At 69.2% G+C, this 14,840-nt stretch carries 14 protein-coding genes; 5 read left to right on the plus strand and 9 right to left on the minus strand.

From position 1 onward, the window contains the following. Window position 1: 1 nt before the first annotated feature. The 4 genes from iolD to iolC are packed head-to-tail and all read right to left on the minus strand — an operon-like array spanning window position 2 to window position 4,687. The gene (gene iolD, locus EL338_RS07830) at window positions 2-1,951 is read right to left on the minus strand and encodes a 3D-(3,5/4)-trihydroxycyclohexane-1,2-dione acylhydrolase (decyclizing) (protein WP_126336736.1); all 1,950 of its coding nucleotides are present in this window, start codon (window positions 1,949-1,951) and stop codon (window positions 2-4) included. A 2-nt stretch (window positions 1,952-1,953) separates the two neighbouring features. Beyond that, window positions 1,954-2,841 carry a 5-deoxy-glucuronate isomerase gene (gene iolB, locus EL338_RS07835; RefSeq protein WP_126333207.1) on the minus strand — a complete coding sequence of 296 codons (888 nt, stop codon included), beginning with the start codon at window positions 2,839-2,841 and terminating at the stop codon, window positions 1,954-1,956. A gap of 3 nt (window positions 2,842-2,844) precedes the next feature. Further along, window positions 2,845-3,720 carry a Cgl0159 family (beta/alpha)8-fold protein gene (locus tag EL338_RS07840; RefSeq protein ID WP_126333208.1) on the minus strand — a complete coding sequence of 292 codons (876 nt, stop codon included), beginning with the start codon at window positions 3,718-3,720 and terminating at the stop codon, window positions 2,845-2,847. After that, window positions 3,713-4,687 (minus strand): 5-dehydro-2-deoxygluconokinase, encoded by a 975-nt coding sequence (gene iolC, locus EL338_RS07845; RefSeq protein ID WP_126333209.1) that lies wholly within the window; start codon window positions 4,685-4,687, stop codon window positions 3,713-3,715. Before iolC ends, EL338_RS07840 begins: the two co-directional genes overlap by 8 nt. A 216-nt stretch (window positions 4,688-4,903) precedes the next feature. Between iolC and EL338_RS07850 the strand changes: the two genes are divergently transcribed. From EL338_RS07850 to EL338_RS07865, 4 genes are all read left to right on the plus strand, one after another. Then, a complete protein-coding gene (locus tag EL338_RS07850) occupies window positions 4,904-5,632 on the plus strand; it encodes a GntR family transcriptional regulator (protein WP_435404894.1) in 729 nt (242 codons plus the stop codon). Window positions 5,633-5,801: 169 nt separating this feature from the next. Further along, a complete protein-coding gene (locus EL338_RS07855) occupies window positions 5,802-6,788 on the plus strand; it encodes a substrate-binding domain-containing protein (RefSeq protein WP_126333211.1) in 987 nt (328 codons plus the stop codon). Further along, window positions 6,788-7,846 carry an ABC transporter permease gene (locus EL338_RS07860; RefSeq protein WP_126333212.1) on the plus strand — a complete coding sequence of 353 codons (1,059 nt, stop codon included), beginning with the start codon at window positions 6,788-6,790 and terminating at the stop codon, window positions 7,844-7,846. The genes EL338_RS07855 and EL338_RS07860 overlap by 1 nt, the downstream gene beginning before the upstream one ends. A 10-nt stretch (window positions 7,847-7,856) precedes the next feature. Continuing rightward, entirely contained in the window at window positions 7,857-8,675 is an 819-nt protein-coding gene (locus tag EL338_RS07865; protein ID WP_126333213.1) for an ATP-binding cassette domain-containing protein, read from the plus strand. Window positions 8,676-8,723: 48 nt separating this feature from the next. Here EL338_RS07865 and EL338_RS07870 read toward each other — a convergent pair whose 3' ends face one another. After that, window positions 8,724-9,782 (minus strand): IS110 family RNA-guided transposase, encoded by a 1,059-nt coding sequence (locus EL338_RS07870; protein WP_126332096.1) that lies wholly within the window; start codon window positions 9,780-9,782, stop codon window positions 8,724-8,726. Between the two features lie 547 nt (window positions 9,783-10,329). On the opposite strand from EL338_RS07870, the gene EL338_RS07875 reads away from it, so the two are divergent. Beyond that, window positions 10,330-10,722 carry a heme-binding protein gene (locus EL338_RS07875; protein ID WP_126333214.1) on the plus strand — a complete coding sequence of 131 codons (393 nt, stop codon included), beginning with the start codon at window positions 10,330-10,332 and terminating at the stop codon, window positions 10,720-10,722. A gap of 77 nt (window positions 10,723-10,799) precedes the next feature. On the opposite strand, the gene EL338_RS07880 is transcribed toward EL338_RS07875, so the two are convergent. Genes EL338_RS07880 through EL338_RS07895 form a run of 4 tightly spaced genes read right to left on the minus strand, consistent with a single transcriptional unit; the run spans window position 10,800 to window position 14,822 of the window. Further along, the gene (locus EL338_RS07880; RefSeq protein WP_126333215.1) at window positions 10,800-11,774 is read right to left on the minus strand and encodes a Gfo/Idh/MocA family protein; all 975 of its coding nucleotides are present in this window, start codon (window positions 11,772-11,774) and stop codon (window positions 10,800-10,802) included. Next, a complete protein-coding gene (locus EL338_RS07885) occupies window positions 11,771-12,631 on the minus strand; it encodes a sugar phosphate isomerase/epimerase family protein (protein WP_126333216.1) in 861 nt (286 codons plus the stop codon). Before EL338_RS07885 ends, EL338_RS07880 begins: the two co-directional genes overlap by 4 nt. After that, window positions 12,628-13,638, minus strand: coding sequence for a Gfo/Idh/MocA family protein (locus EL338_RS07890; RefSeq protein ID WP_126333217.1), 1,011 nt, complete (start codon window positions 13,636-13,638; stop codon window positions 12,628-12,630). The genes EL338_RS07885 and EL338_RS07890 overlap by 4 nt, the downstream gene beginning before the upstream one ends. Beyond that, a complete protein-coding gene (locus EL338_RS07895) occupies window positions 13,635-14,822 on the minus strand; it encodes a phytanoyl-CoA dioxygenase family protein (protein WP_126333218.1) in 1,188 nt (395 codons plus the stop codon). Before EL338_RS07895 ends, EL338_RS07890 begins: the two co-directional genes overlap by 4 nt. Window positions 14,823-14,840: the final 18 nt, after the last annotated feature.

Raw genomic sequence — 14,840 nt, forward strand, 5'->3', positions numbered from 1 at the left:
GTCAGCCCTCGGTCGGCGTGATCAGCGGCCGTTGGACGCGCTTCCAGTCGGCGTAGCGCGCCTGGGCGCGTTGGGTGGACTCGAGCGTGGAGACCTCGCTGACCGGGACGTCCCACCACGAATTACTGTCCGGCGCAGTCACCTTCGGGTCGGTCTCGACGTGGATCACCGTCGTGCGCTCGGCGGCCTTGGCCGTCTTGACGGCGGCGGTGAACTCGGCGGCGGTGCGCACCCGGATGACATCGGCGCCCAGGCTGGCCGCGTTGGCGGCGAGGTCGACGGGAAGTTTGTCGCCGTCGAGGCGGCCGTCGTCGGCGCGGTAGCGGTAGGCGGTGCCGAACCGTTGGGAGCCCAGCGATTCCGACAGTCCGCCGATGGACGCGAAGCCGTGGTTCTGCACCAGCACCCCGATGATCTTGACGCCCTCCTGCACGGCGGTCGCCAGTTCGGTGGCCATCATCAGATACGAGCCGTCGCCGACCATGACGAACACGTCGCGATCGGGGGCGGCCAGGCGCACCCCGATCCCGCCGGCGATCTCGTATCCCATGCAAGAGAAGCCGTATTCGACGTGGTAGCCCTTGCGGTCACGGGTGCGCCACAACTTGTGCAGGTCACCGGGCATCGATCCGGCGGCGCACACCACCACGTCGCGCGGGTCGGACAGCGTGTTGACCAGCCCGATGACCTGGTTCTGGTTCAACGGCGCGTCGTCGCTGACCCGGACCGCGGCGTCGACGGTGGCGTTCCACTCGTCGACCAGTTCGGCGGTGCGCGTGCGGTATTCGGCGCTCACCGCGTGGCCGGCCAGGGCTTCGCTCAACGCCTCGAGCGCCTCGCGTGCATCGGCGACGACGGACAGGCCGCCCTGCTTGACCGCATCGAGTGAGGCCACATTGATGTTGACGAAGCGCACGTCGGGATTGTTGAACGCGGTCCGCGAGGCGGAGGTGAAGTCGCTGTAGCGGGTGCCGATGCCGATGACGACGTCGGCCTGGGCGGCCAGGGCGTTGGCGGCGGTGGTGCCGGTGGACCCGATGGCGCCGACGGACTGCGGGTGATCGTGCGGCAGGGATCCCTTGCCGGCCTGCGTCTCGCTGACGGGGATGCCGGTGCGGGCGGCGAGGCCGGCCAGGGCCTCGTCGGCGTCGGCGTAGATGACCCCGCCGCCGGCGACGATCAGCGGCGCGGTGGCCGACCGGATGAGGTCGGCGGCGCGGTCGAGCACCGCGCGCTCGGGCAGCGGCCGCCCGACGTGCCAGGTGCGCTCGGCGAACAGCGAGACCGGCCAGTCGAACGCCTCCGCCTGGACGTCCTGCGGCAAAGCCACTGTCGCGGCGCCGGTTTCGCTCGGGTCGGTGAGCACCCGCATGGCGCCCAGCAGCGCGGCGGGCAGCTGCTCGGGGCGCCATACCCGGTCGAAGTAGCGCGACAGCGGCTTGAAGGCGTCGTTGACGGTGATGTCGCCGCTGCCGGGCAACTCCAGTTCCTGCAGCACCGGCGCGCTGACGCGGGTGGCGAAGGTGTCCGACGGCAGCAGCAGCACCGGCAGCCGGTTGATGGTGGCCAGGGCCGCGCCGGTGAGCATGTTGGTGGAGCCCGGTCCGACGCTGGCGGTCACGGCCCAGGCCTGCAGCCGGTCGCGCTGGCGCGCGTAGGCGACCGCGCTGTGCACCATGGCCTGTTCGTTGCGGCCCAGCACGTATCGCAGCCCCGGCGCGGTCCCGGCGGCGTGGGCCTCGACCTCGTCCTGCAGCAGCGCCTGCCCGATGCCGGCGACGTTGCCGTGGCCGAAGATGCCGAAGCAACCGGCGAAGAACCGGTGCCGGTCGCCGTCGCGCTCGACGTACTGGTTGGCCAGGAAGCGGACCGTGGCCTGGGCGACGGTGAGCCGGATCCGGGGTTCGGTGTCGGCGAGCTTGTCGGCGGATTTCGGCGCGGTGGAAACCACGGTCATGCTCCTCGGGTGCTGGCTGCGGTGAAGGGGAGACGCGGGTCGACCTGCTGGTGTTCCCAGCTGCCGCGCAGCCAGGTGTGGTCCGGGTCGTCGCAGATCCGCCACGCCCGCTCGGGCCCGGAACCGGCCATCACGTTGAGGTAGTACATGTGGTGGCCCGGTGCGGCGATCGACGGCCCGTGGTAGCCGTGCGGCACCAGTACCACATCCCCGGAGCGCACCTCCTCGAGCACCTCGATGGGGCGTTGCGGCGTGCCGTACACCCGGTGGTAGCCGAAACCCGGTGTGCCGGCGGGACTGTCGTCGATCTCGAAGTAATAGATCTCCTCGAGCTGGGTCTCCACCTCGGTGTTCTCGTCATGTTTGTGGGCCGGGTAGCTCGACCAGTTCCCGCCCGGGGTGATCACCTCGCAGGCGATCAGCGAGTCGGCCTCGAAGGCGGTCGCGGTGCCGAAGTTGTGCACCTGGCGGCTGCAGTTGCCCGCGCCGCGCAACTCGACGGCCACGTCGGCCGCGGCCACCCGACGGTTGGGGAACGACGCGGTGGCCCGGGCGCCGCAGATAGCGAAGCGGCCGGTGCCGGCCAGCGTGTAGCTGCGGTCGATGCCGAGATAGACCATGTCGGCGGGGCCGTCGAACACCGAGGCGCGCGGCGACAGTTCGAAGATTTCGCCGTCGCAGTGCACCGAGCCGCCGCCGGCCAGCGGCAGGATCATCACCTCGGTGCCGCCCGTGTGCAGTCGGATCTCCTGCGGCGCGGGGAATTCCACCACCTGCAGGCTGGATTCGGCCCAGCCCGCCGAGGCCGGGGTGATGTCGACCAGGTACGGCGCACCGGCGGTCTCGGCGGCGCTGCCGGCGGGAATGTAGAGCTTGCTGTGCACGGGTTACCTCACCATCGCCACGGCGGTGGCCACCGCGGAACTCACGTCGTCATCGGGCGGATACAGCAGGGTTCGGCCGACGATCAGGCCGCGCACCGACGGCAGGGCCAGTGCCTTCTCCCAACTGGCGAAGGCCTGGTCGGGGTCGGTGGGGTCGCCGCCGAGCAGCAGCGTCGGCAGCGTCGTGGCGGCCATCACGCGGTCCATCTCCTCGACGACGGGCAGCTTCATCCAGGTATAGGCCGACGTCGACCCGAGCCCCTGGGCGATGTGCACCGACTTGATGACGGCATCCGGGCTCAGATCGTTGCGGACCTTGCCGTTGACCCGGCTGGACAGGAACGGCTCGAGCATCGCGGTCAGGCCGCGCTCGGCGAGTTCGTCGACGGCGCGCGCGCACGCCGCCATGGTCGCCACCGTGCCCGGATCATCGAGATCGATGCGGCACAGCATCTTTCCGCCGTTCATCTTGGCGACGGCGGTGGAGGCGGCGGTGGCCCCGGTCATCCGGTCGTCGAGTTCGAAACTGGATCCGGCCAGCCCGCCGCGGTTGAACGACGAGAACACCACCTTGTCCTCGAGCGCGCCCAGCAGCACCAGGTCGTCGAGGATATCGGCGGTGGCCAGCACGCCGTCGACGCCGGGGTCGGCCAGCGCGGCGCGCAACCGGTCCAGCAGGTCGGTCCGGCTGTTCATGGCGGTGGGCCGGTTCCCGACGGACAGGGCGCCGCGGGCGGGGTGGTCGGCGGCGACGATCATCAGCCGCCCGTTGCCGCGGGAGACCGGGCGGGTGGTCCGGGCCTGCCAGGCTCGGGCGATGGCGCCGGGGTCCTGCGCGCGCAGGTCGGTGAGGTCCGCGTAGCTGGTGGCATCAGGCATTGGCGGCCTCCGCGGCGGTGCCGGCCAGCGCGGCCACCTCGTCGGCGGTCGGCATGGCGGTGGAGCATTCCAGCCGGGAGGCGACGATCGCGCCGGCGGCGTTGGCGTGGCGCAGCGTCTTGTCCAGCGGCCAGTCGCGCAGCAGTCCGTGAATCAGGCTGCCGCCGAAGGCATCCCCGGCGCCCAGGCCGTTGACCACGTCCACCTCGTTGGGTGCCACCGTCACGGCCTCGTGCTTGGTCTTGCCCAGCACCCCGCGCGGGCCCTGCTTGACGATCGCCAGTTCCACGCCCAGGTCCAGCAGCGCGTCGGCGGCCTTGTCGGGTTCGGTTTCGCCGACCGCGATCTCGCACTCCTCGCGGTTGCCGACCGCCACGGTGACGAACTGCAGCGCGCGCTGCACCTGGGTGGTGGCCTCGGCGGCGCTCGCCCAGAACATCGGGCGGTAGTCGAGGTCCAGCACCGTCAGCGGTGCGCGGCCGCGGGCCTCCCACGCCGCGAAATGCGCGCCGCGGCTGGGCTCTTCGCTCAGACCGGTGACCGTGGACCAGTACAGGCGGGCCGCGCGGACGGCGGCCAGGTCGAGCTCGTCGGCGCGGATCTGCAGGTCGGGGGCCGACGGCTTGCGGTAGAAGTACAGCGGAAAGTCATCCGGCGGGAAGATCTCGCAGAACGTCACCGGGGTGGGGTACTGAGCGTGCGTGCTCACGTAGGAGTTGTCCACACCGAGGCGGGCGAGTTCGGCGCGGACGAACCGGCCGAACGGATCGTCGCCGACCCCGGAGATCAGCGCGCTGCGGTTGCCGAGTCGCGCGGCGGCCACCGCGACGTTGGCCGCGCTGCCGCCCAAGAACTTTCCGAACGATTCGACGTCCTCGAGGCCGACTCCGACCTGCAGTGGGTAGACGTCGACGCCGCTGCGACCGATGGCGAGGACGTCATGGGGCGGGGTGGATGAAGCAGTCAAGGCTGACTCCCTGGTGCAAGTGGTGCGTGCCGGTGCGCCACACCGATGGTGCCGAGCGCACCGGCGTCTCGCTATCGACTGTGCTATCCGATCCCGCCCATGTCAAGACTTTGTTCTGACATTCTTACTTGCAGTCAATGCCATGTAATCTGAATCGCACCGCCGGGCGACGCCGGCGCGGGCCGGCCGAGAGGAATGGGAGCCAGGGTGCCCACGATGCTGCAGATCGACCTGGACCGGTCGAGTCCGGTGCCGCTGTACTTCCAGGTCGCGCAGGTTTTCGAGAAGGCCATCATGGACGGCGTGCTCAAGCCGGGGGAGCGGTTCGAGAACGAACTCGCCCTTGCCGATCGGCTCAACCTGTCGCGGCCCACCACCCGCCGGGCCATCCAGGAACTCGTCGACAAGGGTCTGCTGGTGCGCAAGCGCGGCGTCGGCACGCAGGTGGTGCAGGCCCCGGTGCACCGTCCCGTCGAATTGACCAGTCTCTACGACGATCTCGCGCGCGCCGGTCAGGAACCCGCGACGCGGGTGCTGGACTATGCCGTGGGCCCGGTGGCCGACGACGTGGCCGCGCAGCTGAACCTGGCGGCCGGCACCGAGGTGGTCACCGTGCGCCGGTTGCGCTTCTCCGGCGGGCAGCCGTTGGCGTTGATGACCAACCATCTGCCGGTCAACCTGGCCCCGGAGCGCGAGGAACTCGAGCGCTCGGGGCTGTATCAGGCACTGCGGTCCCGCGGCGTGCACATTCGGTTGGCGCGCCAACGGATCGGGGCCAAGTCCGCCGATCGCGACGAGGCCAAGCTGCTCGACGAGAAGCCCAAGGCCCCGTTGCTGGTGATGGAGCGCACCGCCTTCGACGACTCGGGCCGCGCGGTCGAGTACGGCAGCCATGTCTATCGGGCCTCGCGCTACTACTTCGACACCACGCTCGTGGACCGCTGACGCTTTTCTTTGATAAGCGGTCCTAATGTCAGAACAAAGTCTTGACTTTCAGGTGTGAGCGGTATTACATCGACGCCATAGGCCGTGTCGCTTGCTGCTTGATGTCCTGCTTGATGTCGGAGAACCGCAAGCCCCGCGGCGATGTCGAGGACATGGACGAGGAGAGACAATGACGTTGAGTCGGCTCGTGGCGGCAATCGGGGCCGGGGTGCTGCTCGTGGGCATGACCGCGTGCTCCAGCACCGGGGGCAAGCCCGATACCAGCGGCGGCGGCATGGGGGCCGGCACCGCCGACACCCCACGGATGAAGATCGCCATGATCACCCACGAGGTCCCCGGCGACTCGTTCTGGGACCTGGTGCGCAAGGGCGCGGAGACCGCGGCCAAGAAGGACAACATCGAACTGCTCTACTCGGCCGATCCGGAGGCGCCCAACCAGGCCAACCACGTGCAGTCCGCGGTCGACAGCGGGGTCGACGGCATCGCCGTGACGCTGGCCAAGCCGGACGCCATGCGCCCGGCGGTACGCAACGCGACGGGCAAGAACATCCCGGTGGTCGCCTTCAACGCCGGTCAGGACGCCTGGCTGGACATGGGGGTCACCCAGTACTTCGGGCAGGACGGCTTCATCGCCGGGCAGGAGGCCGGCAAGCGCCTCGCGAACGACGGTGCCCAGAAGGTCATCTGCGTGATCCACGAACAGGGCCACGTCGACCTCGAAGCCCGCTGCGCCGGTGTGCGGGACGCGTTCCCCGCCGTCGAGACGCTCAACGTCAACGGCAAGGACATGCCCTCGGTGGAGTCGACCATCACCGCCAAGCTGCGCCAGGATCCCGCGGTGGACACCGTGCTCGCCCTCGGCGCGCCCTACGCGCTGACCGCGGTGCAGTCGGTGGGCAATGCCGGCAGCAACGCCCAGGTCGCCACCTTCGACACCAACGCCGCGCTCGTCGACGCCATCCGCAACGGCGACATCCAGTGGGCCGTCGACCAGCAACCGTTCCTGCAGGGTTACCTGGCCGTCGACTCGCTCTGGCTCTACCTCAACAACGGCAACGTGATCGGCGGCAACCAGCCGACGTTCACCGGGCCGGCGTTCATCGACGCGACCAACATCGAGGACGTCGCCGAGTACGCGAAGGCGGGAACCCGCTGATGAGCACTCAGGCCGAGGTCAACCTCAGCAACCGCCAGGTGGTGCACGACGAACGGGTCAAGGAGCAGAACAAGCTGCAGCGCTTGATCATTCGACCCGAGATGGGCGCCCTGGTGGGCGCGGTCGCGATCTTCGTGTTCTTCCTGATCGTCGCGCCGCCGTTCCGTTCCCCGGAGTCGCTGGCCACCGTGCTGTATGCCAGTTCGACGATCGGGATCATGGCCGTCGGCGTCGGTCTGCTGATGATCGGCGGCGAGTTCGACCTGTCGGCCGGCGTCGCGGTCACCACGAGTTCGCTGGCCGCCTCGATGCTCTGCTACAACCTGCACCTGAACCTGTGGACCGGGGCGGCGCTGGCGCTGGTGGTCTCGCTGGCCGTCGGGTTCTTCAACGGGTACATGGTGATGAAGACCAAGATCCCGTCGTTCCTGATCACGTTGAGTTCGTTCCTGATGCTCACCGGCATCAACCTGGCGGTGACCAAACTGGTCAGCGGTCAGGTGGCCACCCCCAGCGTCTCGGACATGCAGGGATTCGACTCCGGCCGAACCATTTTCGCCTCGTCGCTGCCCATCGGTCCGGTCTCGGTGCGGGTCACCGTGCTGTGGTGGATCCTGTTCGCGCTGATCGCCACCTACGTGCTGTTCAAGACCCGGATCGGCAACTGGATCTTCGCCGTCGGCGGCAACCAGGACAGCGCGCGTGCGGTCGGCGTGCCGGTGACCAAGGTCAAGATCGGGTTGTTCATGGCCGTCGGCTTCTGCGCCTGGTTCGTCGGGATGCACCTGCTGTTCTCGTTCGACACCATCCAGTCCGGCCAGGGCATCGGCAACGAGTTCTTCTACATCATCGCCGCGGTCATCGGTGGCTGCCTGCTGACCGGCGGGTACGGCACCGCGATCGGCACGCTGATCGGCGCGTTGATCTTCGGCATGACCAACCAGGGCATCGTCTACGCCGGGTGGAACCCCGACTGGTTCAAGTTCTTCCTGGGCGCCATGTTGTTGTTCGCGGTGATCGCCAACAACGCCTTCCGGAACTACGCGACCAAGCGCTAGGAGACAGAGCATGAGTACCACCGCGGAAGCCCCTACCGCCGACTCGTCCTCCGGTGCCGAGGTGCCGCTGGTCGAACTCCGGGGTGTCGGCAAGAGCTACGGCAACATCATCGCGCTCAAGGACATCAACCTGCGCGTGGGCGCCGGCGAGGTGACCGGCGTGCTCGGCGACAACGGCGCGGGTAAGTCCACGCTGATCAAGATCATCGCCGGATTGCACAAGCCCACCGAGGGCCAGCTGCTCGTCGACGGCAAGCCCACCGAGTTCAACTCGCCCAAGGACGCGCTGAAGGTCGGCATCGCCACGGTCTATCAGGACCTGGCCGTGGTGTCCCTGATGCCGGTGTGGCGCAACTTCTTCCTGGGCAACGAGCTGCGCAAGAAGGGCTTCCTGAAGTCCTTGGACATCAACGGCATGCGCGCCACGACCATCTCGGAGCTCAAGAAGATGGGCATCGACCTGCCCGACGTCGACGCGCCGATCGGTTCGCTGTCCGGCGGTCAGCGGCAGTGCGTGGCGATTGCCCGCGCGATCTTCTTCGGGGCGCGCGTGCTGATCCTCGACGAGCCCACCGCGGCGCTGGGCGTCAAGCAGTCCGGCATGGTGCTGCGCTACATCACCGCCGCCAAGGAACAGGGTTTCGGCGTCATCTTCATCACGCACAACCCGCACCACGCGCACATGGTCGGCGACCATTTCGTGCTGCTCAACCGCGGCCAGCAGAAGCTGGATTGCAGCTTCGGGGAGATCACGCTGGAACAGCTGACCCAGGAGATGGCCGGCGGGAACGAACTCGAGGCCCTCAGCCACGAACTCGGCCGCACCTAGGCCGCACGTAGGTCGCACTAAACGTCTCCCGCGAGAATTGCTCCTATGTCAAGCGGCGGCGGTTTGGTGGGTGTGGTGTCGTGATTGTTCGTCGGCGTGGAGGCGGTTGTAGACGACTCGTGCCAGGCGTCGTTTGAGGCAGCGCAGTGCCTCGGCTTTGGTTTTGCCGTCCTGGTCGATGCGTTTGCGGTAGTAGGTCTGGCCGGGGCTGTCGGCTAGGCGGGTCTGGGTGAGGGCGATGCGGTAGAGGGCGGCGTTGAGTTGTCGGTTGCCTGCTCTGCTCAGACGTACCCGGCCGGCGGTGTTGCCTGACCAGACCGGGATGGGGGCGGTGCCGGTGTGGCAGGCGAACGCGGCTTCGTTTTTGAAGCGGGTGATGCCGGCGGTTTCGCCGACGATCTTGGCGGCGGTCAACTCGGCGCAGCCGGGCAGTGCCAGCAGCTGGGGGGCCACTGCCCGCACCGCGGTGCCGATGCGCTTCTCGAGTTCGTTGATGCTCAGGGTGAGCCGGATGATGTCACCGAGTTCGTCGGTGGCCAGCTCGGCGAGTAGCCCGTCGATGGTGGCCAGCCAGGCGGCCATGGCGGTCTGGGCTTTGGCGCGGGTGAGTGCTTTCTTCTTCAAGATTTGGGTGGGGTCGAGTTCGTGGATGCGGCCCAGCAGTCGGTTGATCGTCGAGGTGCGTTGGGCGACAAGGTCTTCGCGTCGATCGACGAGCAGTTTGAGTTCGCGGGAGACCTCGTCGTGAGCGGCTACGGGCAGATCCGGGTGGCGCAGGACTGCGCGGGCCACGGCCAGCGCGTCGATGGGGTCGGATTTGCCTTGGGTGCGTGCGCCGGCGCGTTCGTGGGCCATCAGCTTCGGTGCGACCCGCACGACCTTCTGACCCGCCGACAACAGGTCCCGCTCCAGGCGCGCTGATAGATTGCGGCAGTCTTCGATACCCCACAGCAGGTCCTCACCGAAGTTGGTCTTGGCCCAAGCCAACGCCTTGAGATGGCCTTCGGTGGTGGCGGGGACGGTCTTTTCTCCTGCTTTGCGGCCCCGGTCGTCGACGGCGACGAAGGTGTGGCTGCGCTTGTGTACATCGGCTCCAAGAACCACCATGGAGGTGCCTTCTTTCCTCAGATGTGGATGGGTAGAAGGTTGGGCCGGCCGGCGGACACATCTCAGTGGGGGCGATGCCACGCTCCTATCAAGTCACGCCGGTCGGTCCTTCCCACCTGATATCGGCACAATGCTCGCTAGCCAACCCCGAAGAGCAGCAGTGCGCGTCTGAGCCAGACACCAGGTGAGAAGAACCCAACCACCGCAACGCGGCAATCACCACAGTGACACTGAGTGCGCGTCCCCGGCCGACACGCCGCGCCAAATCCCGGGTTTGCGCACCTTCGCGGGCCTGTAACCAGGCCTGTCACGAATCTGTCATAGATCACGGCCGGTTAAGAATCCGACCGGGGGTCTAAGAAAACCGTTCGCCGACGGCGAATTCGGGGGCCCTTCGGCCGCGAATTGAGGTCCAACTCACGCCGCCGGGGTGTAACGCCCACAACCGCTGACGCGCGCCGCAATTCGGCTGGGCCGACGAGATATTCGGCGCACGTACCTTGGTTTTCGGGACGGGGAAGCAACACTCGAAGAGGAACAAGTGATCATGAAATTCAACCGTGGAATCAGCCGTATCGCCGGCGTCTCGGCGGGTGCTCTGCTCGGGGGAACCGTGGCGGCGGTCATCGCAGTCCCGACCGCTTCGGCGGCGCCCGACTGCAGCCCCGGCGGGGTGGCCACCACCGTCGAGAACGTGCACGCCTCGGCGCTGTCCTACCTGAACGGACACCCCGGTGCCAACCAGGCCGTGAATGCCGCGCGTGGCAAGGCCCCCGCCCAGGCGTCGGCGGACCTGCGCGCGTACTTCACCGCCAACCCCAGCGAGTACTACGAACTCCGGGGCATCCTGGCTCCCATCGGCGAGACCCAGAGCCAGTGCAACGTGTCGGCGCTGCCGCCGTCGCTGTCGGCCGCCTACGACGAGTTCATGGCCGGCTGAGTCCCGCTCGACAACAGAGGCTGCGGTCACCGTGCGGGTGACCGCAGCCTCGTCGTCGGTGCTCAGGTCGTCGGTGCTCAGCGCGGCGGTAGCCCCGCGCTGCGATAGGCCGCGTCGACGAGCGCCATGTTCGCCACCGCATCGGCGCCGTCGACGGGCAGCGTGCGCGTGCCGGCCAGTGCCTCGGCGAACGCCTCGAGCTGATAGCTGTAGGACGAGCGCCTGCCCAGCCGCTCGACGCGCTCGCCGGAATCGGTGCGCACGGTGATCCGGTCGTCCTCGTGCGGCTTGATGAAGTTGTGCGCCAACACCTCTCCGCGGCTGCCGTGCAGCGCGATGCGGAAGTTGTACTCGGCGGCCACCATGCTGTTGACCGAGCGCGCGCTGACCTCGCCGATCCGCAGGTCGACCTCGCAGGTGGCGTCCACCCCGGCGGCGCGCTCGGTGGCCTTCGCGGAGGTGATCCGCGGGGCCGTGCCCAGCAGGTCCGCGACCGTGCGCAGGAAGTGCAGGCCGTAGCACCCCAGGTCCATCAGGGCGCCGCCGGCCAGCTCCAGGGACCACCGCGGGTCGTCGTCGGCCGGCGCCGGCATGGCCATCGTGACCTCGACGTGCCGCAGCTCGCCGATCTCGCCGCCGCGGATCAGCTCGAGCAGTCGCAGCGTCACCGGGTGGTAGCGGTAGTGGAACGCCTCGACCACCGGCACCCCGGCGGCCTCGGCCGCCACGGCCACCTGCTGCGCCTCGACCTGGTTGCGGGCGTACGGCTTCTCCGTCAGTGTCGGCTTGCCCGCCGCGATCGCCGCCAGGTTCAGCGGCGCGTGCAACGCATTGGCCAGCGGGTTGTAGACGACGTCGACTTCCGGGTCGGCAATCACCGCCTGGTAGTTGTCCAGAACCCGTTCCACGCCGTACTTTTCGGCGAAGGCCTCGGCCCGTCGTGGATCGCGGGCCGCGACCGCGACCAGTCGGTGCCCCAGTTCCCGGGCCGGGCCGACGATCGCCAGTTCCGCGATCCGGGCGGCCCCCAGGACACCGATGCGCAGCGTCATGCCACGGATTGCAGATAGGCGACGCTGGCCAGCACGTCGCCCAGGGGGCCGTCGTCGTCGGCGGGTTCGGCGTCGAGGATGCTGTCCTGCTCCATCACGTACCAGCCGTCGTATCCGTTGTCCTCCAACAGCTTGACGATTCCGGTGATGTCGACGTCCCCGGCGCCCAACGGCACGTAAATGCCGGCGGCCACGGCCTCGGTGTAGGTCATCTCGCCGGATTGGACCTTGGCGCACAGTGCCGCGTCGACGTCCTTGAGATGGGCGTGCTCGATGCGGTCGGGCGCGGTCCGGGTCAGCTCCAGCGGATCGGTGCCGCCGATCAGCAGATGGCCGGTGTCCAGGCACAGCGGGATGCCGGACCCGGCCAGCACCCGCTGGACCTCGGCGTGGTTCTCCACCATGGTGCCGACGTGCGGGTGCAGCACGGCCTTGATGCCCCGCTGCGCGGCCGCGGCGGAGAGCCGGTCCAGGTTGGAAAGCACGGTGGCCCACTGGGCCTCGTCGAGTTCAGGGCGGCTGTCGTAGCCGGCCGTGCCGGTCGCGGCGGCCAGGATGACCACCCCGGCGCCCGCGGCGGCCAGCGAGTTCAACGGACCCGCGAGGTCCTCGACGGGGTCGTGGTCCGCGTCGTGCAGCACCACCGGCACGAAGCCGCCCACGCAGGCCAGCCCGAATCCGTCCAGCAGCGAGGTCAATTCGTCGGTGTCGGCGGGCAGGAACCCGTCGGGACCGAGTTCGGTGGCGCTCAACCCGGCGCGACGCATCTCGGCGAGCACCCGGTCGGGCTGCAACTGATGGCCCCAGCCGGGGACCTCGCACACACCCCAGGAGATGGGGGCACCGGCGATCTTCATTTCTTGACCTCCTCGAGGGTGACGGGGGCGTTGCGGCGCAGCGACTCGGCGGCGGCTTCGGCGATCCACGTCGCCTCCACCGCGTCGGCGACGGTGGCACCCGCAACGGGCTCGCCCTGAACGACCTTCAGGAAGGCGCCGAGTTCGGTGCGGAAGGCCTCGGTGAAGCGATCCATGAAGAAGTGATGCGGTGTGCCGGTGGGGAACACGGCCGCGGTGGCCGGGTCCGCGTTGCGGACGGGCACGTTCTGGTCCCAGCCGGCGACGACGGTGTCGTCGAACCCGTGCACCTCCAGCCGGCAGTCGTAGCCGCGGCCGTTGTACCGCGCGGCCGACACCAGCCCGAGCGCACCGCCGTCGAAGCGGACGGTCACCGCCGCGGTGTCGACGTCGCCGTGGGTGGTGAACAGCGGGTCGCCCTGCACGCTGCCGGTGGCGTAGACCTCGACGGCCTCCTGGCCGGTGATCCAGCGCAGCACGTCGAAGTCGTGCACGGCGCAGTCCCGGAAGATGCCCCCCGAGGCGGCGATGTATTCCATCGGCGGGGGAGCGGGGTCCATGGTGGTGCTGCGGACCGTGTGCAGCGCGCCGAGCGCACCGCTGTCGGCGGCGGCCTTCGCGGCGGTGAAGGCCGCGTCGAAGCGCCGCTGATAGCCGATCTGCACGGGGACCCCGGAGCGGACGATGACCTCGGCGACGTGTGCGCTCTCGGCGGCGCTGCCGGCCACCGGCTTCTCGCAGAACGTCGGCAGTCCGCGCTCCACCGCGGCCAGCGTCAGCGCGGCGTGCGCCGGCGTCGCCGCGGCCACCACCACACCGTCGACCCCGGAATCCAGCAGTGCCTGGACCGAATCTGCCGGGGTGGCACCGTATTTGGTGGCCACCTGCGCGACCAGCGCGGGGCGCTCGTCGGTGACGATCAGTCGGTCCAGGCCGGGCAGCTCGGTCAGCGTCCCGGCGTGGAAGGTGCCGATGCGGCCCAAGCCGATGAGGCCGAGAGTGGTCATGGTGTTCTCCGTTCGTCCTGGGTGCCGACGGCGGCGTCGAGGTCCGCGGGCGTCGCGTCGGCGGCCAGCGCCGCCAGGACGACGTCCACCTGGCTCGGCGGCGCCAGGCTGCCGACCGGCGGATCGGCGTCGAGGTTGGTGGGGAAGGGGTAGCTCTCGGCGGTGGCGACGACGGCGTTGTGGATCTGCCGCTCGGGCCGGCCCGCGGCGCGCATGGCGCGCAGCGCCGGGTACACGGCGCGCACCATGGCGGAGCGGTCCAGCGACTCCATCGCCCGGCCGAACGGCGAGGACACCTGCAGCAGGTTGGCCATCCGGCGGATGTCGGCCGAGGTGTTCGCGCCGGCGCCGTGGTACAGCGCCGGGTTGAAGAAGACGGCGTCGCCCTTGCGCAGCGGGGTCTGCACGTGATGCGCGGCGAAGTACTCGACGAACTCGGGCCGGGAGAACGCCACGTAGCCGCCGGCGAAGCGCTGCGAATAGGGCAGCAGCATGGTGGGGCCGCTCTCCAGCGGCATGTCGCAGTGGGCGACCGCGCCCTGCAGCGTCAGCGCCGCCGACATGCGGTGCAGGTGCGCCGGATACTCCGACAGCCGCTCGGGGTCGACGAAGCCCAGGTGGTAGTCGCGATGCGGGACCTGGGCGGCGCCGCCGGGATTGACGACGTTGACCTGCGAGGTGACCTGGTAGCGCGGCCCCAGCCACGCCTGGGACACCAGCGCCAGCGCGTCGTTGGCGTAATAGTCGGCGAACACCTCGGGGGCGTGCAGCGCCAGCTTCTGCGCGGCGTTCCACACCCGGTCGTTGGCGCCCGGCCGGCCGAAGTGGTCACCGCCCTCGGCGCCGCGGGCGCGCTGGGCGGCGATCAGCTCCGCGAAGGCGGCGCTGGCGGCGTCAACGACGGCGTGGTCGAAGGCGTCCTCGATGACCACCACGCCCGGACCGTCGGTCAGGGCCGCGATCAGTTCGGCCTGCAGGTCGCGCCGCCGCGTCGGGTTCAACTCCGTCGGGCTCAACTCCGCCCAGGCCGTCGCCGAGTAGACCAGCACCCCGGCACGCACCGCGACCGCGTGCGGGTAGTCGGCGAGATCGGTGCGCTGGTCCAGCTGCGCGCGGAAGTCCTCGAGGCGGCAGTCCGCCTCGGTGATCCAGGCGCCCGTCGGCAGCGTCTTCGCAGTGGACATGCCGCCAGTCTTGCTGTG

Origin of the sequence: Mycolicibacterium chitae (genome assembly GCF_900637205.1) — a bacterium.
Taxonomy (GTDB): domain Bacteria; phylum Actinomycetota; class Actinomycetes; order Mycobacteriales; family Mycobacteriaceae; genus Mycobacterium; species Mycobacterium chitae.